General features: G+C 62.8%; 20 protein-coding genes. 5 read left to right on the top strand and 15 right to left on the bottom strand.

Translation table 11 applies throughout. The annotated features are described in order from the left end of the window. Nucleotides 1–363: 363 nt before the first annotated feature. Nucleotides 364–1,155: an ABC transporter ATP-binding protein gene (locus NKH95_RS19060; protein ID WP_127272369.1), complete on the bottom strand. Its 792-nt coding sequence runs from the start codon at nt 1,153–1,155 to the stop codon at nt 364–366. Between the two features lie 127 nt (nt 1,156–1,282). Between NKH95_RS19060 and NKH95_RS19055 the strand changes: the two genes are divergently transcribed. Further along, on the top strand, nt 1,283–1,687 hold the full coding sequence (locus tag NKH95_RS19055) for a cupin domain-containing protein (RefSeq protein WP_352892504.1): 405 nt from the start codon (nt 1,283–1,285) through the stop codon (nt 1,685–1,687). 35 nt (nt 1,688–1,722) lie between these two features. On the opposite strand, the gene NKH95_RS19050 is transcribed toward NKH95_RS19055, so the two are convergent. The 4 genes from NKH95_RS19050 to NKH95_RS19035 form a co-directional block, all read right to left on the bottom strand. Further along, on the bottom strand, nt 1,723–2,094 hold the full coding sequence (locus tag NKH95_RS19050; protein ID WP_023813188.1) for a hypothetical protein: 372 nt from the start codon (nt 2,092–2,094) through the stop codon (nt 1,723–1,725). A 2-nt stretch (nt 2,095–2,096) separates the two neighbouring features. Continuing rightward, nucleotides 2,097–3,548, bottom strand: a complete 1,452-nt coding sequence (hydA, locus tag NKH95_RS19045) for a dihydropyrimidinase (RefSeq protein WP_023813189.1) — start codon at nt 3,546–3,548, stop codon at nt 2,097–2,099. An 81-nt stretch (nt 3,549–3,629) separates the two neighbouring features. Next, entirely contained in the window at nt 3,630–3,995 is a 366-nt protein-coding gene (locus tag NKH95_RS19040) for an endonuclease domain-containing protein (RefSeq protein ID WP_352443082.1), read from the bottom strand. A gap of 279 nt (nt 3,996–4,274) precedes the next feature. Continuing rightward, a complete protein-coding gene (locus tag NKH95_RS19035) occupies nt 4,275–5,525 on the bottom strand; it encodes a Zn-dependent hydrolase (protein WP_352443083.1) in 1,251 nt (416 codons plus the stop codon). A 121-nt stretch (nt 5,526–5,646) separates the two neighbouring features. On the opposite strand from NKH95_RS19035, the gene NKH95_RS19030 reads away from it, so the two are divergent. Continuing rightward, nucleotides 5,647–6,285: a TetR/AcrR family transcriptional regulator gene (locus NKH95_RS19030; protein ID WP_013530908.1), complete on the top strand. Its 639-nt coding sequence runs from the start codon at nt 5,647–5,649 to the stop codon at nt 6,283–6,285. Nucleotides 6,286–6,397: 112 nt separating this feature from the next. Here NKH95_RS19030 and aptA read toward each other — a convergent pair whose 3' ends face one another. After that, entirely contained in the window at nt 6,398–7,726 is a 1,329-nt protein-coding gene (gene aptA / locus NKH95_RS19025; RefSeq protein ID WP_128303455.1) for an omega-aminotransferase AptA, read from the bottom strand. A 226-nt stretch (nt 7,727–7,952) separates the two neighbouring features. Here aptA and NKH95_RS19020 point away from each other — a divergent pair, with 226 nt between their 5' ends. Continuing rightward, nucleotides 7,953–8,588, top strand: coding sequence for a TetR family transcriptional regulator C-terminal domain-containing protein (locus NKH95_RS19020; RefSeq protein WP_023813192.1), 636 nt, complete (start codon nt 7,953–7,955; stop codon nt 8,586–8,588). Between the two features lie 4 nt (nt 8,589–8,592). Here the strand turns inward: NKH95_RS19020 and NKH95_RS19015 are convergent, their stop codons facing one another. Then, nucleotides 8,593–9,480, bottom strand: a complete 888-nt coding sequence (locus NKH95_RS19015; protein WP_128303454.1) for a helix-turn-helix transcriptional regulator — start codon at nt 9,478–9,480, stop codon at nt 8,593–8,595. A 103-nt stretch (nt 9,481–9,583) separates the two neighbouring features. On the opposite strand from NKH95_RS19015, the gene NKH95_RS19010 reads away from it, so the two are divergent. Together NKH95_RS19010 and NKH95_RS19005 are read left to right on the top strand one after the other, a co-directional pair. Next, complete coding sequence (locus tag NKH95_RS19010; protein WP_352443084.1) at nt 9,584–10,426, top strand: SDR family oxidoreductase; 843 nt, start codon at nt 9,584–9,586, stop codon at nt 10,424–10,426. Further along, nucleotides 10,426–11,148 (top strand): SDR family oxidoreductase, encoded by a 723-nt coding sequence (locus tag NKH95_RS19005; RefSeq protein WP_352443085.1) that lies wholly within the window; start codon nt 10,426–10,428, stop codon nt 11,146–11,148. The genes NKH95_RS19010 and NKH95_RS19005 overlap by 1 nt, the downstream gene beginning before the upstream one ends. 31 nt (nt 11,149–11,179) lie before the next feature. Here the strand turns inward: NKH95_RS19005 and NKH95_RS19000 are convergent, their stop codons facing one another. From NKH95_RS19000 to NKH95_RS18965, 8 genes are all read right to left on the bottom strand, one after another. Beyond that, entirely contained in the window at nt 11,180–11,428 is a 249-nt protein-coding gene (locus tag NKH95_RS19000) for a hypothetical protein (protein ID WP_352443086.1), read from the bottom strand. A gap of 59 nt (nt 11,429–11,487) precedes the next feature. Continuing rightward, nucleotides 11,488–12,249: a trehalose-phosphatase gene (gene otsB / locus NKH95_RS18995; RefSeq protein ID WP_502895270.1), complete on the bottom strand. Its 762-nt coding sequence runs from the start codon at nt 12,247–12,249 to the stop codon at nt 11,488–11,490. A 17-nt stretch (nt 12,250–12,266) separates the two neighbouring features. Next, nucleotides 12,267–14,045, bottom strand: coding sequence for an alpha,alpha-trehalose-phosphate synthase (UDP-forming) (locus NKH95_RS18990; protein ID WP_352892499.1), 1,779 nt, complete (start codon nt 14,043–14,045; stop codon nt 12,267–12,269). Nucleotides 14,046–14,186: 141 nt separating this feature from the next. Then, nucleotides 14,187–16,349: an amylo-alpha-1,6-glucosidase gene (locus tag NKH95_RS18985; RefSeq protein WP_352892497.1), complete on the bottom strand. Its 2,163-nt coding sequence runs from the start codon at nt 16,347–16,349 to the stop codon at nt 14,187–14,189. Between the two features lie 50 nt (nt 16,350–16,399). After that, nucleotides 16,400–17,461: a glycosyltransferase family 4 protein gene (locus tag NKH95_RS18980; RefSeq protein WP_023813200.1), complete on the bottom strand. Its 1,062-nt coding sequence runs from the start codon at nt 17,459–17,461 to the stop codon at nt 16,400–16,402. A gap of 114 nt (nt 17,462–17,575) precedes the next feature. Next, entirely contained in the window at nt 17,576–17,953 is a 378-nt protein-coding gene (locus NKH95_RS18975) for a DoxX family protein (protein WP_023813201.1), read from the bottom strand. Between the two features lie 62 nt (nt 17,954–18,015). Next, on the bottom strand, nt 18,016–18,474 hold the full coding sequence (locus tag NKH95_RS18970) for a carboxymuconolactone decarboxylase family protein (RefSeq protein ID WP_023813202.1): 459 nt from the start codon (nt 18,472–18,474) through the stop codon (nt 18,016–18,018). A gap of 43 nt (nt 18,475–18,517) precedes the next feature. Beyond that, entirely contained in the window at nt 18,518–19,021 is a 504-nt protein-coding gene (locus NKH95_RS18965; RefSeq protein ID WP_023813203.1) for an RrF2 family transcriptional regulator, read from the bottom strand. Between the last annotated feature and the right edge of the window lie 170 nt (nt 19,022–19,191).

The following is a 19,191-nucleotide window of genomic DNA, read 5'->3' as shown; positions in this document are numbered from 1 at the left end:
CGGCCCTCGCCCGCGAGGCGTGCGCTCTGCGTAACGCGGGCGGCCCACCACGCCTTCGTCATCCTAGGGCGAAGCAAGGAGCGAAGCGACGCGGCGCAGACCCTAGGATCCATGCCGTTACCTCTGTGCTCCGCAACGGTGCGGAACAAGGCTCCCTGTGCCTCGCCCTGCTTGGCCGATATTCTGAACCGTTTTTGCCCTTCGGCGCACGTCGCGGCATGGATCCTAGGGTCTGCGCAGGCCGCTTCGCGCCTGCTCCGCCCTAGGATGACGAAGGTCTGGTGGGGCGCTCCCTCTTCGCACTCCGCTTCGCGGCGCCCTAGGATGACGAAGGCGTGGGTGGCCGCTCGCTTGCCAGGGCGCTCAATCATCATAGCTATGCCCTGCCCGCAGCCCGTCGCGCACGCGCGCTGCGATCGCCAGAAACTCCGGCGTCTCGCGGATGTCGAGCGGCCGCTCTCTCGGCAGCGTCGATTCGATGATGTCGCTGACGCGGCCCGGGCGCGGTGACATGACGACGATGCGCGTCGACAGATAGACGGCCTCCGGAATGGAGTGGGTGACGAAGCAGATCGTCTTGTTGGTGCGTCCCCACAATTCCAGCAATTGCTCGTTGAGATGATCGCGCACGATCTCGTCCAGCGCGCCGAACGGCTCGTCCATCAGCAGCAGGTCGGCATCAAAGGCCAGCGCACGGGCAATCGAGGCGCGCTGCTGCATGCCGCCCGAGAGCTGCCAGGGATATTTCTTCTCGAAGCCAGAGAGGTTGACGAGCTCGAGCGTGCGCTTGATACGCTCGCCTTGCTCCGCCTTGGACAGACCCATGATCTCCAGCGGCAGCCCGACATTGCGCTCGATCGTCCGCCAGGGAAACAGCGCGGCGGCTTGGAAAACATAGCCATAGGCGCGTTTCTCGCGCGCCTGTTCTGCTGTCATGCCGTTGACCGAAATCGTCCCCGAGGTCGGCTTCTCCAAATCGGCGATGACGCGCAGCAGCGTGGTCTTGCCGCAGCCCGAAGGCCCGATGAAGGAGACGAACTCCCCTTTGCCGATGGTGAGATCGACATTGGACAGCGCCTGCACCGGCCCGTCATTGGTCTGGAAGGTCAGTCCGAGTTTGCTTGCCGCGACGACGGCTGGCGAAGTCCCCGTCATCGGCTGCCGCCTGCCTGTTTCCGTCCCTGCGGCGGCTGGAATCCGATTGCTTTTATCGCGATGTTGTTTTCCACTCGCCCTGTCCCATTGGTCTTGTCCCACTCGATCGACGCCCGGAGTTTCCCCGATGTCGCCCAAACCCACTTGTCATCTTATCCGCCCTGAAAGCACTTATGAAGGCAAGCAGGGATTGACCTATTTCGCCGGCATTACCGCCGAAACCGTCGGCGCCTCCGGCATCTGCATGCACATGCTCACCATCCCGCCCGGCGCGCGCGCCAAGGCGCATATGCATGAGAGCCACGAGACGGCGATCTATGTGCTCTCCGGCGAAGTCCACACCTGGTACGGCGACCGGCTCGAGCATCATATCGTCACCAAGGCCGGCGACCTTTTCTATATTCCCGCCGGCGTGCCGCATCTGCCGGCCAATCTGAGCAGCGCCCCGTCTTCGGCCGTCATTGCGCGCACCGATTCCAACGAACAGGAAAGCGTCGTCCTGCTGCCGGAACTGGATGCGCTGGTCGCGTGAGGCCAGCATCGACGGAATGGCCGCCATCGGCACCGTCACGAACATAATTGCAGCGGCCCCATTTCCTCAAGGCCGGGGATGGTGACGAAGAAACCATCCTCCCCCTTGTTGGTGACCATGACGGTTTCGATTGTCGTTCCCGCCTCGCCTTCCGCCGAACAGGTCGCGCCAAGCGATTGCGCGCCCAGCACCGATGTCAATTGCTGTGTGAACCGGCAGCCGCTGCCATAGGTCTCGACGCCTTCGGCGGTCAGCACGATATAGGCATCGCTCTCCTGATAACCGGCTTTGACGCCGGCGCAGCCGACATCATTGCCCCAGGAGCCGGCCAGTAGGCCGTCCGCTGCTGCCGGACCTGAGGCAGTTGCCATCAGGACCAACGAAATGAGCGCGGCCGAACGCGCCAAGCTCAAACCCCGGTCGCCGGGATGCCGGTGCGTTCCACCTTGCGCGGCGCGGAGATTTCCTTCCACGTCGACAGCGCCCGATTGACCGCCGCATTCGGCTCTCGGCCGACGAATTCTCCATGCCCGGGCTTGGCCTTGATCTCGGCCTCCTGGATCGACAGTTCGCCACGCGAGAACACGAACCGCGGCAGACCGGTCACCTCGAACCCTTCGAACACGTTGTAGTCGATGACGGACTGCTGCTGCTTAGAAGTGATCTTCTTCTTTCGCTTGGGATCCCAGACGACGATGTCGGCATCCGCGCCTTCGACGATGGCGCCCTTTTTCGGATACATGTTGAGGATCTTGGCGATGTTAGTCGAGGTCACCGCGACGAACTCGTTCATCGTCAGCCGGCCAGTGTTGACGCCTGTGGTCCACAGCACCGGCATGCGGTCTTCGAGCCCGCCGGTGCCGTTCGGGATCTTGGTGAAATCTCCGACGCCGTTGCGCTTCTGCTTGGTGGTGAAAGCGCAATGGTCGGTCGCCACCACCTGCAGCGAGCCCGCCTGGAGGCCCGCCCACAGCGAATCCTGGTGCAATTTGTTGCGGAAGGGCGGGCTCATCACGCGGCGCGCCGCATGGTCCCAGTCCTTGTCGAAATACTCGCTCTCGTCCAGCGTCAGGTGCTGGATCAGCGGTTCGCCGAACACCCGCATGCCCTTCTGCCGCGCCCGGCGGATCGCCTCGTGGCTCTGCTCGCAGGAGACATGCACGACATAGAGCGGCACGCCGGCCATGTCGGCGATCATGATGGCGCGGTTGGTCGCCTCGCCTTCCACTTCGGGTGGCCGTGAATAGGCGTGGCCCTCGGGGCCGTTGTTGCCGGCAGCCAGCAGCTTCTGCGACAGGGCGGCAACGACGTCGCCATTCTCGGCATGCACCAGCGGCAGCGCGCCGAGATCGGCGCAGCGCTGGAACGACGCATACATCTCGTCGTCGTCGACCATCAGCGCGCCCTTGTAGGCCATGAAATGCTTGAACGAGGTGATGCCCTTGTCGACGACAGTGGCCATCTCGTCGAACACCTGCTTGCCCCACCAGGTGATCGCCATGTGGAAGGAATAGTCGCAGGACGCCTTCGAGGTCTTGTTGTCCCACATCTGCAAGGCTTCGAGCAGCGACTGCTGCGGCGCCGGCAGGCAGAAATCGACCACCATGGTCGTGCCGCCGGAGAGCGCCGCGCGCGTGCCGGATTCGAAATCATCGGCCGAATAGGTGCCCATGAACGGCATTTCGAGATGGGTGTGCGGGTCGATGCCGCCCGGCATGATGTAGCAGCCGGTGGCATCGAACTCGTGGTCACCATGCAGGCCCGAACCGATGGCCACGATCTTGCCGTGCTGCATCAGCACATCGGCCTTCCAGGTGCGGTCAGCAGTGACGATGGTGCCGTTTCGGATGACTTTGGTCATTGGCTGTTCCCTTGTTCTTGCCGCGCTTCTTACGAGCGTCTCGGTAGTGTTTCAGATCGGTTCAGGACCGAAGCGGCGGCGCTACATGACTCCAACTTCTCCCAATATCTCCTCGATGCAACCATCGAAAGAGTTCGCCAGATCTCCGGTCGAAAACCGCAATACACGATAGCCCTGTCGGCCAAACCATGCGTCGCGTGTCCGATCCTTCTCCATTTGCTCCGGCGTGAAGTGATGCTCTCCATCCACCTCGATAACGAGGTTCTTCTCATGCAGAACAAAGTCAGCAACGTAAGGGCCGATCGGTGCCTGCTTTCTGGCGTGTAAACCGTATAGGCGACGGAACTCCTTCAACTCGGACCAGATCTTCCGCTCGCCTTCCGTCATGTTCCGACGCAGGACCCTGGCACGTTCGATAGCAGCAGGATCAATTCCGGTCGGTGCCAAGAGTACCCCCCACCCTCAATCGCTCCCCGCAAGGGAGGGAGACTTGGCGTCGCGCTATCACAGCCCGACGTTCAAAGCCTTTGAAAGAATGCATAAAAAGGATTCTTGCGAAGGTGGACCCCCACCCTAACCCTCCCCACAAGGGGGAGGGAACGCTGCCGCGAGCCCAAACTTTCCTCTCGGTGTGGAAACGTAGACAATTTGCCAAGATTAGCACCAACGGAAGTCCCCCTCCCCCTTGTGGGGAGGGGTTAGGGGTGGGGGTACAGCGCCGACCTCTCACCCGACGATCTCCGCCGTCTCCACCACCGCGTGGAACAAAACGTCCGCGCCCGCCGAAGCCCATTCCTTGGTGATCTCCTCGGCCTCGTTGTGGCTGAGGCCATCGACGCAAGGGCACATCACCATGGCGGTGGGCGCGACGCGGTTGATCCAGCAGGCGTCGTGGCCGGCGCCGGAGACGATGTTGCGGTGGGAATAGCCGAGGCGTTCGGCGGCATCACGGATCGCCTTGACGCAGCCGGCATCAAAGGTCACCGGATCGAAAGCACCGACCTGTTCGATCTCGTAGCGAATGTCGAGTGCATCGCAGATCGTGTCGATGCCTTCGCGGATGCGGCCATCCATCGCGTCCAGCACTTCCTTTTCCGGCGAGCGGATATCAACGGTGAAGACGGTGCGCCCGGCGATGATGTTGCGCGAATTGGGATAGACCTCCATGTGGCCGACCGCGCCGACGGCATCGGGCTGGTAGTCCATGGCTATCTCGTGCACCAGTTCGATCACCCGCGCCATGCCGAGCCCGGCATTGCGGCGCTTGGGCATCGGCGTCGAGCCGGTGTGGGCTTCCTTGCCGGTCAGCGTCACCTGCAGCCATTTAAGGCCTTGGCCATGGGTGACGACACCAATGTCGATATCTTCGTCCTCGAGGATCGGACCCTGTTCGATATGCAGTTCGAAGAAGGCGTGGATCTTACGGTCGCCGACCTTCTCGCTGCCTTTCCAGCCGATGCGCTCGAGTTCCTCGCCGAATTTCTTGCCCTGTTTGTCGACATGCCCGTACACATCGGCCTGGTCGAGCACGCCGGCGAACACGCCGGACGCCATCATCGCCGGCGCGAAGCGCGAGCCCTCCTCGTTCGTCCAGTTGGTGACGACGATCGGATGTTTGGTCTTGATGCCGAGATCGTTGAGAGAGCGCACCACTTCAAGCCCACCCAGCACGCCGAGCACGCCGTCATACTTGCCGCCGGTCGGCTGCGTATCGAGATGGCTGCCGACATAGACCGGCGGCAGGCTGGGATCGGTGCCTTCGCGGCGGGCAAACATCGTGCCCATTTCATCGACGCCCATTTCGAGCCCGGCCGCATCGCACCAGCGCTTGAACAGATGCCGCCCTTCGCCGTCTTCGTCGGTCAGGGTCTGACGATTGTTGCCGCCGGCAATGCCGGGGCCAATCTTCGCCATCTCCATGATGGAATCCCACAAACGGTCTGAATTGATTCGCAGATTCTCACCGGGTGCGGCCATCTTGAGTTCCCATCTACGCCAGGGTTCTTGTCGCCCCTTGAGTGATTTACAGCTTGACCGTATGGTCAGCTTTTAAACTACACAACCTGACCAAGCGGTCAACTAGAATCTTGGGGTAGATATGGCAGAACCCACCCGCCCCATGCGGCGACAGGAGATCCGACGAGAGAATGAAAAAACCATTCTCGTCGCTGCCGAGAAGGTGTTTGCGGAGGCAGGGTTCGGCGGCGCCACGATGCAGTTGATTGCGGATCTGGCGGGACTGCCGAAGGCAAATCTCCACTACTATTTCGCCACCAAGGAAGAGCTTTACCGGTCGGTCGTTCAAAACATCTTTGAAATCTGGCTACAGGCGGCCAATTGCTTCGACGCGGCGCGCGGACCCATAGACGGCATCAGTGCCTATATCGACGCCAAGATGGAAATATCACGCCGCCATCCTGACGGCTCCAAGGTCTGGGCCTCTGAAGTGATGCACGGTGCGCCGGTGCTTCAGGACTATATGGAATCGACGCTGCGCGAATGGACGGACGGCCGCGTCGAGATCATCAGGCGCTGGATCGAGGAAGCCAAGATGGACCCGGTGGATCCGCGCCATCTGCTCTATATGCTTTGGGCTACGACCCAGCACTACGCCGATTTCGGTCACCAGATCGAGACGCTCAATGGCGGCAAGCCGCTGTCCGACCGGCAATGGCGGGAAGCCAAGGAAAATATCAAGCGGGTGATCCTGACCGGGATCGGCGCGTTGCCCGCCTGACTGCAACCGTTCGTTGCAGCAAAAGATCAGGTCGGCGCGCTGCCGCACCGACCCCACCCGACCGCTTCGCGGCGACCCTCTCCTCCAGGGCGAGGGATATCGTGTCAGTCCGTCAATCGATGGACCTCAGCACTTCCCGCACATGGTCGATCAATTCGTTGATCTGGCCCTTGGTGATGATCAGCGGCGGCGACAGCGCGATGATGTCCCCGGTGGTGCGGATCAGCGCGCCGCGCTCGAACGCCTTGACGAAGGCCGAGAAGGCCCGCTTGGTCGGCTGGCCGGCGATCGGCGCCAGCTCGATCGCACCGATCAGGCCGATGTTCCTGATATCGATGACGTTCGGCTCGCCCTTCAGCGAATGCAGCGCGTCTTCCCAGTACGGCGCCAGCTCCTCGCCGCGGGTCAGCAAGCCCTCTTCCTTGTAGGTGTCGAGCGTGCCGAGTGCGGCCGCGCAGGCGATCGGGTTGCCCGAATAGGTGTAGCCGTGGAAGAACTCGATCATGTGCTCGGGGCCGGTCATGAAGGCGTCGTGGATCTCCTTCTTCACGAACACCGCGCCCATCGGGATGACGCCGTTGGAGACGCCCTTGGCGGTGGTCATGATGTCGGGCGTGACACCGAAATAGTCGGCGGCGAACGGCGTGCCGAGACGGCCGAAACCGGTGATGACCTCATCGAAGATCAACAGGATGCCGTGCTTGGTGCAGATCTCGCGTAGCCTCTCGAGATAACCCTTCGGCGGCAGGATGACGCCGGTGGAGCCGGCGACCGGCTCGACGATGACGGCAGCGATGGTGGAAGCGTCGTGCAGAGCGACGATACGCTCCAGTTCGTTGGCGAGTTCCGCGCCATACTCCGGCACGCCCTTGGTGAAGGCGTTCTTTTCCGGCAGATGCGTGTGCGGCATATGGTCGACGCCGCCGAGCAGCGTGCCGAACATCTTGCGGTTGGTGACGATGCCGCCGACCGAGATGCCGCCGAAATTGACGCCGTGATAGCCGCGCTCGCGGCCGATCAGCCGGGTGCGCGAGCCCTCGCCTTTAACACGGTGATAGGCGATCGCCATCTTGAGCGCCGTCTCGACCGATTCCGAACCGGAATTGGTGAAGAAGACATGATCCATGCCCTTGGGCGCGAGGTCGACCAGGCGGTTGGCCAGTTCGAACACGATCGGATGGCCCATCTGGAAGGCGGGCGCATAGTCGAGCTCGGCGGCCTGCTGTTGGATCGCTTCGGTGATCTTCGGCCGGCAATGGCCGGCATTGACGCACCACAGGCCGGCGGTGCCGTCGAGCACCTTGCGGCCGTCGCTGGTCGTGTAGTGCATGTCCTTGGCGGACACCATCATGCGCGGCGCCTGCTTGAACTGCCGGTTTGCCGTGAACGGCATCCAGAATGCGCTGAGATCGTTCGGCGTGACTTTCAGCCGGTTGGACATGACCAGGACTTCCCCTTGTAAACTGTTTCGCTGCGCCCAACGCTTGGTCTTTGCCGCGTTTTCATGCTACGCAAATTTTTGACCGATTGGACAAACGTTAGCACCGCCCTCTCGGCGGTCAAGGATTACTAGCGGAAATGCGGCACCTGAAGTGCGTTCCACAGGCTAGGGAAAAACTGGTCCAGAGAATTGGTCCAGAGGACCCTCAACACGAGGGCTTGCAACGGTGACCATCGCCACGGACGCCCCTCGCCGCACCCGCATCCAGCAGGAAAAGCGCGAACTCATCCTGGAGGCGGCGCTCGAGGTTTTCTCCGCCAACGGTTTCCGCGGCTCGACCATCGACCAGATCGCCGAAGCCGCAGGCATGTCGAAGCCCAACCTGCTCTATTATTTCCGCCGCAAGGAAGACATCCACGAAACGCTGATGCAGCGCCTGCTCGACACCTGGTTGGCGCCGCTGCGCGAACTCGACGACATTGGGGATCCCCTTACCGAACTGCGCAGCTACATCAGGCGCAAGCTGGAGATGGCGCGCGACTTTCCGCGCGAGAGCCGGCTGTTCGCCAACGAGATCCTGCAAGGCGCGCCGCGCATCATGCCGCTGCTGGCCGGAGAGTTGAAGACGCTGGTCGACGAGAAGGCGACCGTCATCAAGGGCTGGATGCGCGCTGGCAAGATCGCCAAGACCGATCCGTGGCACCTGATCTTCTCGATCTGGGCAACGACGCAGCATTATGCCGATTTCGACGTCCAGGTCCGCGCCGTGCTCGGGCCGAACCGCGGCGGCGACGGCCGCTTCGAGGATGCGGCCCGCTTCCTGGAACAACTGTTTCTTGATGGGCTGAAGCCGAAGACCTGACGCTTCAGGCGCTGCGCCGCTTGGCCGGCAGTTCATCCAGCAATGTCTGCAGCTTGGCGATCGAATTCTGCTCGGCGAGCGGCGTGTAGACGATCAGCTTCATGTCCGAGCCGTCGCCGATCGACAGGCTCATATGCTCGAAGCTCATGGCGCCCGCGCTCGGGTGCCGGACATGTTTCACCCCCGACAATCGGTGCGCGACGTCGCGCTGCGGCCACCAGGCACGAAATTCGGGGCTCGAACGCGTCATCAACTCGATCAGCCGCTCGAAATCCGGATCGCCGACATAGCGGGCGCTCGCGGCCCGGAACGAGGCCAGCACGGTGCGCGCCAGTTGCTCCCAGTCGACCAGCAGGCGCCGGTGGTGCGGGCTGGTGAACACCATGTGGACGATGTTGCGGGCATCCCCTTCCAGCAGGCCATAGTCGCCGAACACCGCCACCGCCGCCGGGTTCCAGGCTAGCACATCCCAGCGCCGCCCGACCACATAGGCCGGCTGCAGCACCAGGCTCTGCAGCATGTGCAGCAAGGGGCCGTCGACCCTTTCCGGCGCCACGGCACGGCGCTCCGGCTGCTGGCGGTCGGCAAGGATGAACAGATGCTGTTTTTCGGCGGCGTCGAGGCGCAGTGCTTCGGCGAGTGCCGTCAGCACCTCGACCGAGGGCCTGACCTCCCGCCCCTGCTCCAGCCATGTGTACCAGGTGGTGCCGACGCCGGCGATCATCGCCACCTCCTCGCGCCGTAGTCCCGGCGTGCGCCGCCTGAGACCGGTGGCGATGCCGGTGGCCGAGGGCGTCAGCCTTTCGCGGCGCGAGCGCAGGAAGGCGCCGAGTTCGCGCCGGCGGCTGTCTTCAGCGGAGTGGTTTGGGGCCGCGTGGGGTTGGGACTCCATGCGCCCAGTATAGCAGTATTGATACCAGGATAAAGTTTGAACTGTTTGGCTCGCGCCAACTGTCCCATCTTCCGTTCAGAGCAACAGAACGGAGGCTCTGAACATGGAACTCAAAGACAAGACGATCCTCATCACCGGTTCGACCGATGGCGTCGGCCGCGTCGTCGCGCAACGGCTCGGCGCCGCGGGCGCCCGTGTGATGGTGCATGGCCGCGATGCGAGGCGCGGCAAGGCTGTTGTCACCGAGATCGAAGCGGCCGGCGGCATGGCGGAGCTTCTGGTCGCCGACCTCTCGTCGCTGGCCGAAGTGCACCATCTCGCCGAGGCGGTGCGCGCCAGGACGGATCGGCTGGACATCCTCATCAACAATGCCGGCATCGGCACGGCGGGCCAAGGTGCCAAAAGACAGATCAGCGCCGACGGCTACGAACTGCGCTTCGCGGTGAATTATCTCGCCGGTTTCGTGCTGACATCGGAGCTTCTGCCATTACTGAAGGCGAGCACGCCGGCCCGCATCGTCAATGTCGCCTCGGCGGGGCAGCAGGCGATCGATTTCAGCGATGTCATGCTGACCCGCGCCTATGACGGCGTGCGCGCTTATTGCCAGAGCAAGCTGGCGCAGATCCTGTTCACCGTCGATTTGGCCGAACAGTTGAAAGGTACCGGCGTCACCGTCAACGCGCTGCACCCGGCGAGTTACATGAATACCACCATGGTCCGGCAGGCTGATGTGACGCCGTGGAGTTCGGTCGAGACCGGTGCCGAGGCCATCCTCAACCTCGCCGCCTCACCCGCGCTCGACGGAAAAAGCGGCCTCTATTTCGACGGCCTGCGGGAATCCCGTGCCGACGCCCAGGCTTATGACGCCAAGACAAGACAACGGCTGCGAAGCTTGAGCCTCGATCTCATCGACCCGGCCTCCCTCACATCGAAGGAAGACCATTGATGACCAAGACAATCCAACATGCCGTCATCATCGGCGGCTCGTCCGGCATCGGCCTGGCGACGGCACGCAAGCTGCTCGGCCCGGGCATGAAGGTGACCATCACTGGGCGCAATGAGGACAAACTGAAGAGCGCTTGGAAAAACCTTGGTGGCGCTGCCGAGAAGGCTGCTTTCGACGCCTCGAAGCCGGATGAGGTCCGCCAGTTCTTCGAGAGCCTCGGGCCTATCGACCATCTGGTGCTGGCGGCCAGCGGCGGCAAGGGCCTTGGCCCCTTCCCGACGCTTGACCTGAGCGACATCGGCAGTGGCGTCGATGAGAAAGTCCGGCCGCAGCTGTCCTGCCTGCAGGCGGCCCTGCCGACGCTGAACAAGGCCGGCTCGGTGACCTTCGTCTCGGCGGTCTCGGCGCAACTCGCGACGCCCGGCGTTGCCGGCATCGCCGCCATCAACGGCATGCTGTTGACCGTGGTGCCGATTCTGGCGGTGGAACTGAAGCCGCTGCGCGTCAATGTCGTGGCGCCCGGCGTCATCGACACGCCCTGGTGGGATTTTCTGGCCGAGGAGCAAAAGCAAACGATCTTTGCCGACTATGCCGGCAAGACCCCGGTCGGCCGCGTCGGCCGGGCCGAAGACGTCGCCGACGCAATCGCCTTCCTCGTCTCCAACGGCTTCATGACCGGCCAGGTGCTGACCTGCGATGGCGGCCTGCGATTTGCGGCATAGGAACAGCGATTATCGGGCTCCGGCGGGACCCTTAATTGGCCTTCTTGGGAACACGGTCGTTCTCGTCCGCAGGCCTGTCGCCTGTCGGTTTTGCCGAAACAGGCTTTTCCGACACATGGGAATAGTCAGATGTATCCGCCCCATACATCTTGTTGTCGACCGCTTCTTGCCAGCTGAAATCCGCGTCCGACGGTGAAACGTCGGCAATCTCATCGCGGGAGGAGCGAGAGTGCAGCCAGTTCGGGGTGATCTCTCGGACCAATTGTGCAAAGCGTCCCATCGAAACCGTTCCTTTCCTTGTCTTTTCCAGGAGGCGCGATCGCGGTGCGTCAGCTGGACCTAAAGTTGACCTCTCAGCCAGGCCAGCGTCTCGGCAACGCCGACCAGCCCGTACTGCGCGGTGGTGTGCGCCGGTGGCTTGACCCGTATCGATATGCCGCCCGCATCATTGACGGTTTCGAAGCCGTTTTCGTCCGACGTGTCGTCGCCCAGGAAGACCGGGCGACGGCCCGTGAATGGCGCGATCTCCATGAAACGCCGGATCGCGGCGCCCTTGGCGGCCTCCAGCGGCAGCAATTCCACGCCGGCGTTGCCGGCAACCACCCGGTAGCCCTTTGGCAGCGTGGCCAGCGCCTGCTCGACAAGCTGCGTCGCACGCGGAAGCAGATGGGGGGCGGCGCGCGTGTGGATGGCCAGCACCCTTCCCTTACGCTCGATATAGGCCCCACGACCGAGCTCGGCCTCGATCTCGTCGGCAAGGGCCGCGATATCCGCCGGCTCGTCCGCGACTTCGACGTCGTCGTCCGGGAGAAGCCGGTGCTCCAATCCATACAGCCCGGCCGCGCGCAGTTTCAAAGGCTGAAACAGATGGTCGACAGCCGCAACGGACCGGCCCGTGATGAACGCCAACGCCCCGTCCAGCTTGCGGTCCAGGCCTTGCAGCAAGGAGCGAAGCTCGTCGCTGACCGAGACGGCGTCCGGGTGTTCGGCATGTTCCAGCAGGGTGCCGTCGATGTCGAGGAACAACGCCCATTCGCCGGTCAGCACAGTCTGCGGTTTCGGCATGACGGCCTGCGGCTTTTGCGGGCTTTCGCTGATCATCTTTTGCAGAACCTCGTTCATGACATGACTACCCGCTTGCGCTCGAACATGGACACGACATTGTCGACGCTAGGCAGCCGGTCACCGACACCGGTTACCCGGTCGAGGTCACCGCGCTTGCGCAAGCGCGCTGCATCCAGAAGCATGCTGCCGGCCCAGCGATAGACATTGTTGTTGCGGATCGTCTCGCGCATGGGCCGCATGCGCTCGCGCTGTTCGTCTGAAGTCATGATCAGCGCCTGCAGCAGCGCTTCGCTCATCATGGCGGCGTCGTAAGGGTTGACGATCAGCGCCTCCAGCAATTCGCGCGAGGCGCCGGCGAAGGTGCTGAGCATCAAGACGCCCTGTTCGTCGTCGCGCGCCGCGACGAACTCCTTGGCGACCAGGTTCATGCCGTCATGCAGGCTGGTGACCATGCATATGTCGGCGGCGCGATAGATCTCATAGACCTGTTCCTGCGAGTGATGCTCGGCCACCATGATCACCGGTCTGTAGCCCTCGCTGCCATAGCGTTGGTTGAGCTCCTCGGCATAGCGGTGGCATTCGTCGTGGAGCAGCTTGTAGGCCGGCAGCGTGCCACGGCTGGGGGCCGCGACCTGCAGGAAAACCAGTTTTCCGATCCATTCAGGGTATCGCTTGAACAATTCGTCCAGCGCCTGAAACCGATCCAGAATGCCCTTGGTGTAATCGAGACGCTCGACCCCCACGGCCAGCTTCACATCCGCTTTCAGTCCGAACCTATTGCGCAGGCGGGCGCGGCAGTCATCGACATGAGGCAATTTTGCCAACAGGTCCGCCGGCCATTCTATCGAGATGGGATAGGCGTGCACCAGCGTCGTCTGGCCACCATAGGAGATCGCCGCATCGGCCCGCTCGATGCGGCTTTCCAGGAAGCGATCGACGCTTTCGGTGAAATTGTTGGCGTGGAACTGGGTGTGGAAACCGATGATAGAGCTGCCGAGCAGCCCCTCGAGGATGCGTTCACGCCAAGGGCAGATGCTGTACACCTCCGAGTTCGGCCATGGGATGTGCCAGAAGGTGATGACGATCGCCTCCGGCAGGCGCTCGCGGATCATGCGCGGCAGCAGCGCGAAGTGGTAATCCTGGACCAGCACGATCGGCCGCTCGTTGCGCGCTTCGGCAACCACCGTATCGGCAAACTTCCGGTTAACGGCTTCATAGGCAGCCCAGTCGGAGGCGCGAAAAATCGGCCGGGTGAAGGCGATATGGCAAAGCGGCCAGAGGCCTTCATTGGCGAAGCCGAGATAGTAGCCCTGATGCTCTTCCTCGGTCAGCCAGACCCGGCGCAGCGTGTAGGACGGATGGCCGGGCGGCACCTGTACGCGATCATTTTGGTCGACCGTCAGACGGTCCGCGGTTCCACCGCCATAGGCGATCCAGGTGCCGCCACAGGCGCGGGTGATCGGTTCGAGCGCTGACACCAGCCCGCTGGCCGGCACGAGCAATTCGACACCATCATCTTTGATGTTGTGGATATAGGGCTCGCGGTTGGAGACCACGATGACCTGCGCATCGGGCAGATCGTCGGCAAGGATCTTGCGCAATGTCTCGGGCGACCACGTCACCAGCGCCGCATCGGCCGATTGGCCGTTCTTTTCGAACTCACGTATCACCTTGCGCGCCGCCTCCGCGGCCACGTCTTCGCCCGCTGTATGGGCAACCGCCGGAGGGTGGCTGCGGCGCTGCCGCGATAGGCAGAGGAATACGGCAAGAGCGGAAAAACCGAGGCTCGCGAAGATCAGAACCCAGAGCAGTTCCGCACCGTAGTTTGTCATTGAATGTCAACTCACCCGGCCGTCGGCGACCGTTTTTTCGTGTTTCCCGTTTGAAAAGGTCCGCCGACCACGTGGTCGGCGTTCGGACCCGTATTTTTGCAACGCACAAAGCTCGGATCGGTTCCGCCAATTTTGTTCGGATCATGTCCTTACGATGAGCGGCACCAGCCCTTCATGGCGGTCGGCAAGGAAAGCGACGACCCGATCGCCGACGCGCTGGAAGGTGAGATCGACGACCCGGTCGCCGACGCCCAGGTGCCGCAGTGTCAGCGTGTCGATGCCGATCGGCAGCCTCGGGCGGGTGACGCGGATTTCGCCATCCCAGCCGTCGATCTCCAGGCCAAGGCAGGCCTGCATCAGCATGAAGGCCGAGCCCGCCGACCACGCTTGCGGCAGGCAGGCGACAGGATAGGCGATGGGTGCTTCGCCCGGCGCGCGTGTAAAACCGCAGAACAGTTCGGGCAGCCGCATGTTGAAATGGACCGCGGATTCGAATGTGCCGCTCATCAGGCGAACCACGCTTTCACGCTCGCCATAGCGCGCCAGGCCGGCACCGCACAGGGCGGTGTCGTGCGGCCAGATCGAGCCATTGTGGTACGACATCGGATTGAAGAACACGGCATCGTCGGCGAGCGTCCGCAGTCCCCAGCCGGAATGGAAGGAGGCGGAAAGCAGCTGGTCGGCGACCATCTGGGCCCGCGCCGGCTCAGGCAATCCGACAAAAAGCAGATGCCCGGCATTCGAGGTCCGCACCTTGCAGGGCTCGCCCGCACCGTCGATCGCGAGGGCATAGAAGCCGAGATCGTCAAGCCAGAAATCGCGTTCCACGGCGACCCGCATCGCCTCGGCGCGACCATCCCAATGGTCGGCCCTGTCGTCCTCCCCACGGCGGCGGGCAAGCTTGGCCAGCCCCCGGAAAGCGGCAAAGACATAGCCTTGCACTTCGACCAGGGCGATCGGACCCTTGGGAATGCGGCCATCGGCATGGAAGACCGAATCGAAACTGTCCTTCCATCCCTGGTTGGCGAGGCCGGACTCGGCCGCTCGCTGGTAAGTGACGAATCCGGTCTCCCGGCCCGCCTCCTCCGTCCATTCGGCCGCAGCGCACAGCGATGGCCACAAGCCGTCGATGAACGCCGTGTCACCGGTACGATCGGCGTAGGCACAAGCAAGATAGATGTAGAGCGGTGTCGTATCGACGCCACCGTAGTAGCGGCCGAAGGGGAGCTCCCGCAGCGCCACCATTTCGCCCTTGCGGGTCTCGTGCATGATCTTGCCCGGCTGCGAATCGCTGAACGGCGATGTCTCGGTCGCCTGATGCTGGGCCAGAAAGGCCAACACGCCCCGCGCCAGGCCCGGATTGAGCCACAGCATCTGCAGTGCCGAGATGACGCCGTCACGACCGAACGCCGTCGAGAACCAGGGGATGCCGGCATAGGGATAGGGGCCGGTCGCCAGTTCGGTGGTCAGCAGCGCGACATCGGCGCGGGCGCGCTCGACCCAGTCGTTGAAGACGCGGCCCGAGCTGCGCACCGTCGCGCCATGGCGACGTTTGGCCCGCATGCCAAAGCGGGCGCGGGCGGCAGCGGCGCGAAACCGGTCGCGGTCGGGCTTATCGGCCACCTCGGGACCGACCTCGACATAAAGCACCTTCCTGCTGCGCTTGGTGACGGCGATCAGGAAATCGGCACGGGTGGCTGTCAGTTGGTCCGGCGCCTGCGAGAACGATATCGCAGAGAGGCGGGCCAGGCCGTCGAGCCCGTCATAGCGCAGCAGGACGGACGTCGCGTCTGTTTCGGCGGCATGGGCCAGCCCGCGCTTCAGCCGTGTCGAGCCGCGCACTTCGAACATGTCGCGGAAATCGGCGGAATAGTGCAGGGAAACGCTGATCGTCGAGTGTTCCCGGCTGTAATTGGAAAGGGTGATGCGTTCGAACAGCCTGTCCTGCCAAAGCAGCCTGACGCGTTCGATGTGAATGGCTCCCTGCGGGATGTCGCGTCCACCGGCGCTCTGTATCGGCAGATTGGTCAAATTGGTGGTGAACAGCACATTGTCCTGGCTGAGCGAGGCGCCGAGCAGCGATGTCTGCCTGCCGCCGACGGTCAGCCGGAACTCGGAAAGAACCCGTGTGTCGTCGCGAAAGAAACCGTCGCCGGCTCCGCGTATGTCGCCATAGGCGTCGGCAACCGCGAAGCAATCGCCCTGCTTGAGGGCAAACAACCGATGCGGCTCGCGAGGGGCGGTGGCGTCGAGCGATGCAAGCGCAACCGCGGGATCGAGCTGGCGCTCATCGAGTTGGGCCATTCGTCAAAGATCCCTGTTGTTTCGTTGTCGTGGCTCGAGCACGTCGTTGCTCAAGACGCCTTCGCCGCGCTCGGGACGCCGATCAGGCCCGCATAGGCGGCCAGATAATCGCCAGCCATTCTTCGAGCGGAGAACCGCTTTTCGAAAACGGCCCTCACCTTTCGCCTGTCGAGTTGCAGCAAGTCGGGCACCGCGGCGACCGCGCCGTCCACCGTGTCAGCGATGAAACCGGTGACGCCTTGATCGATGATTTCGGGCAGCGCGCCGCAATTCCAGCCGATGACCGGCGTGCCGCAGGCCATGGCCTCGATGGCGACAAGGCCGAACGGCTCCGGCCAGTCGATCGGGAACAGCAGGCCGGCCGCCTTGCCGAGAAATTCCGCCTTCTGGTCCTCCTCGATCTCGCCGACATAGACGATGCGATCGCCGTCGATCAACGGTTCGACCACCTCGTGGAAATAGGCGCGGTCGTCGTCGCCGATCTTTGCCGCGAGCTTGAGCTTGAGCCCCGAACGCAAGGCGATCTCGATGGCGCGGTCCGGGCGCTTGTCGCGTGAGAACCGGCCGAGGAAGGCAAGGTAGGGTTCTTCCGCCGTCGTCTCAAAAGTCGGTTCGTAGAGAGTGGTCGGCAATCCGTGATGGATCGTCGCCAACCAGTTGGCGTTGGCAAAGCCCGCCTTCTGGCTGTGCGAAATGGAAATCAGGGGAAAACGCGGAAACCGTTCATAGGCCGGCGCCAGGTCGACATAATCCAGCCTGCCATGCGGTGTCGTCACCGTGCGGTCGGCGAGATCCTCGAAGAAGGAAAAGTGCAGGAAATGGCTGAGATGGAAGTGGATGACGTCGAACTCCGACGCCCGTTCCCTCACCTGCGCAAGCATCGAAAGATGCGCCGCGATCTCGGATTTAAGCGGACGCGGATCGAGGCGCAGCGCGCGTTCCCGGCTGGGTACCAGCGTCGCGGAAGTCTGGCTGTCGCCACTGGCGAACAGCGTCACCTCATGGCCCAGATCGACCAGCGCTTCGGTCAGATACGAGACGATGCGCTCGGTGCCGCCATAGAGCCTTGGCGGCACCGATTCATAAAGCGGCGCGACATGGGCGATTTTCATATTCCATCCTGGATGCTGGGCATGCAGGTGTGAAATGCGTCAACGGCTCGATTGGTTCCGATTTTATGATCGAGCCGTGGGCACCAGAGGCCGCAGTCGGCATGGAACTGTGCGTCAAACAGATTGCGCGATCAGGGTCAGAAAGCCACCGCTCAGCGCGACATTGCCGACGAAGCCGTTGATGCGGGACGCACGGTCCTGGCCCTGATGGTCCCAGAAATTGTGAAACATCGGCGTGGCGACGATGAGGAACAGCAGCAGCACCGCGGCCGCGAGTGCCGTCCACAATCCTGCGATGACCAGCACGCCGGCGGCGATCTGAAGCACGATGCCGAGCCACAGCGCCAATCTTGCCTGCGGCACACCGCGCGCGGCCATCAGCTGGGTCAGGAAGGCCGCGTTCTGGATGTTGCGCAGGCCGGCGAAGACGAAGGCGCCGCCGAGCAACAGGCGAGCGAGAAACAACAAGGTCGAAGGCAAATCGGCAGGCATCAAACGCTCCCTTTGAAAGTGGAGCGCCGCCTTTCGACGGCGCTCCCAACATAACCGGACAATCAGGCGGCCTTCGCCGCCGGCACCGGGTGAATGGCCTGGAACGGGATGCACAGCCGGTTCCAGGTGTTGATCATGCCGAGCGCAACGGAAAGCTTGACCAGTTCCTCTTCCGAGAAATGCTCGAGCGTCTTTGCATAGAGTTCGTCCGGCACGCCATTGCTGGCGATCAAGGTGACGGCTTCGGTCCAGGCCAGGGCAGCGCGTTCGCGCAGGGAAAACAGCGGCGATTCCTTCCAGGCTGAAACCAGATAGAGCCGCTGCTCGGTCTCGCCGTCGCGCCTCGCCTCGCGGCTGTGCATCTCGACGCAGAACGAGCAGCCATTGATCTGCGATGCCCTGAGCTTGATCAGGTGCAGCAGGCTCACCTCGAGCCCGCATTCGTCCACCGCCTTGTTGAGCGCCGACACAGCCTTCATGATCTCCGGCGCCTTGGCGAAAAATTGCAGCCTCTGTTTCATCTTCCTGTCCTTTCAAATCTGCTTTGGGTTTGGGTCTACGGGGTTAACTGGATTTCTGCGGCCGCTGGTGGCGCTCGACGAAGGCGCAGCTCGCAGCAAGCGACCTGGGATCGCCTTCTGCCGCATAGGTGGCCACGATATCGGACAGCTTGGTCTCGGCGAGCGCGGCGCGATAGGCACGCTCGGCCTTCAGCATCGCGGCGTTGATGCCGCAGGGTTTGACATAGGCCGAAGCATCGAGCTTCACCGGACCGCGCTGGCGGATCTCGCCGCAACGGAAAGCCGGCTCGCGCCCTTCGATGGCCAGCACGATGTCGAGCAGCGTGATGCGCTCGGCCGGCCGCGCCAGCCGATAGCCACCGGCAGGCCCGGGCACCGATTCCAGGATGCGCGCCGCGCTCAGCATGTTGAGATGCTTCAGCAGATAGCTAGGCGACAGGCCAAAGGACTCGGCCAGAGCGGCGCCAGGCATGGTGCTGTTCCCCTCCACACTAGCCAGCGTGGCAGCGCAATGGATAGCTGCCTCAACGCCCTCGCCCAGCTTCATTGGATCGGCTCCTTTATCATGGATATATACTATCGTGGATAATTATTATCTGCAATAGGAAAATTAAAAACGGCGCTCGAAAGCGCTAATGCAGTTCACTTAGGCACCTTCAGTGTTCTGACAGGATATTTGGCTGGTAGCTTTTTGACGACACGGGGGCATGATCGCCC

Origin of the sequence: Mesorhizobium sp. M0848, assembly GCF_040319805.1 — a bacterium.
Lineage (GTDB): Bacteria > Pseudomonadota > Alphaproteobacteria > Rhizobiales > Rhizobiaceae > Mesorhizobium.
The sequence above is the reverse complement of the archived record's forward strand: the minus strand, read 5'-3'. Positions and strand labels throughout refer to the sequence as shown.

Excerpts from the sequence above, each read along its gene's own strand:
- NKH95_RS19060 (WP_127272369.1), bottom strand. The coding sequence starts at position 1,155 with ATGACGGGGACTTCGCCAGCCGTCGTCGCGGCAAGCAAACTCGGACTG.
- NKH95_RS19055 (WP_352892504.1), top strand. The coding sequence starts at position 1,283 with ATGTCGCCCAAACCCACTTGTCATCTTATCCGCCCTGAAAGCACTTAT.
- hydA (WP_023813189.1), bottom strand. The coding sequence starts at position 3,548 with ATGACCAAAGTCATCCGAAACGGCACCATCGTCACTGCTGACCGCACC.
- NKH95_RS19035 (WP_352443083.1), bottom strand. The coding sequence starts at position 5,525 with ATGGCCGCACCCGGTGAGAATCTGCGAATCAATTCAGACCGTTTGTGG.
- NKH95_RS19030 (WP_013530908.1), top strand. The coding sequence starts at position 5,647 with ATGGCAGAACCCACCCGCCCCATGCGGCGACAGGAGATCCGACGAGAG.
- aptA (WP_128303455.1), bottom strand. The coding sequence starts at position 7,726 with ATGTCCAACCGGCTGAAAGTCACGCCGAACGATCTCAGCGCATTCTGG.
- NKH95_RS19015 (WP_128303454.1), bottom strand. The coding sequence starts at position 9,480 with ATGGAGTCCCAACCCCACGCGGCCCCAAACCACTCCGCTGAAGACAGC.
- NKH95_RS19010 (WP_352443084.1), top strand. The coding sequence starts at position 9,584 with ATGGAACTCAAAGACAAGACGATCCTCATCACCGGTTCGACCGATGGC.
- NKH95_RS19005 (WP_352443085.1), top strand. The coding sequence starts at position 10,426 with ATGACCAAGACAATCCAACATGCCGTCATCATCGGCGGCTCGTCCGGC.
- NKH95_RS19000 (WP_352443086.1), bottom strand. The coding sequence starts at position 11,428 with ATGGGACGCTTTGCACAATTGGTCCGAGAGATCACCCCGAACTGGCTG.
- otsB (WP_502895270.1), bottom strand. The coding sequence starts at position 12,249 with ATGATCAGCGAAAGCCCGCAAAAGCCGCAGGCCGTCATGCCGAAACCG.
- NKH95_RS18990 (WP_352892499.1), bottom strand. The coding sequence starts at position 14,045 with ATGACAAACTACGGTGCGGAACTGCTCTGGGTTCTGATCTTCGCGAGC.
- NKH95_RS18985 (WP_352892497.1), bottom strand. The coding sequence starts at position 16,349 with ATGGCCCAACTCGATGAGCGCCAGCTCGATCCCGCGGTTGCGCTTGCA.
- NKH95_RS18980 (WP_023813200.1), bottom strand. The coding sequence starts at position 17,461 with ATGAAAATCGCCCATGTCGCGCCGCTTTATGAATCGGTGCCGCCAAGG.
- NKH95_RS18975 (WP_023813201.1), bottom strand. The coding sequence starts at position 17,953 with ATGCCTGCCGATTTGCCTTCGACCTTGTTGTTTCTCGCTCGCCTGTTG.
- NKH95_RS18970 (WP_023813202.1), bottom strand. The coding sequence starts at position 18,474 with ATGAAACAGAGGCTGCAATTTTTCGCCAAGGCGCCGGAGATCATGAAG.
- NKH95_RS18965 (WP_023813203.1), bottom strand. The coding sequence starts at position 19,021 with ATGAAGCTGGGCGAGGGCGTTGAGGCAGCTATCCATTGCGCTGCCACG.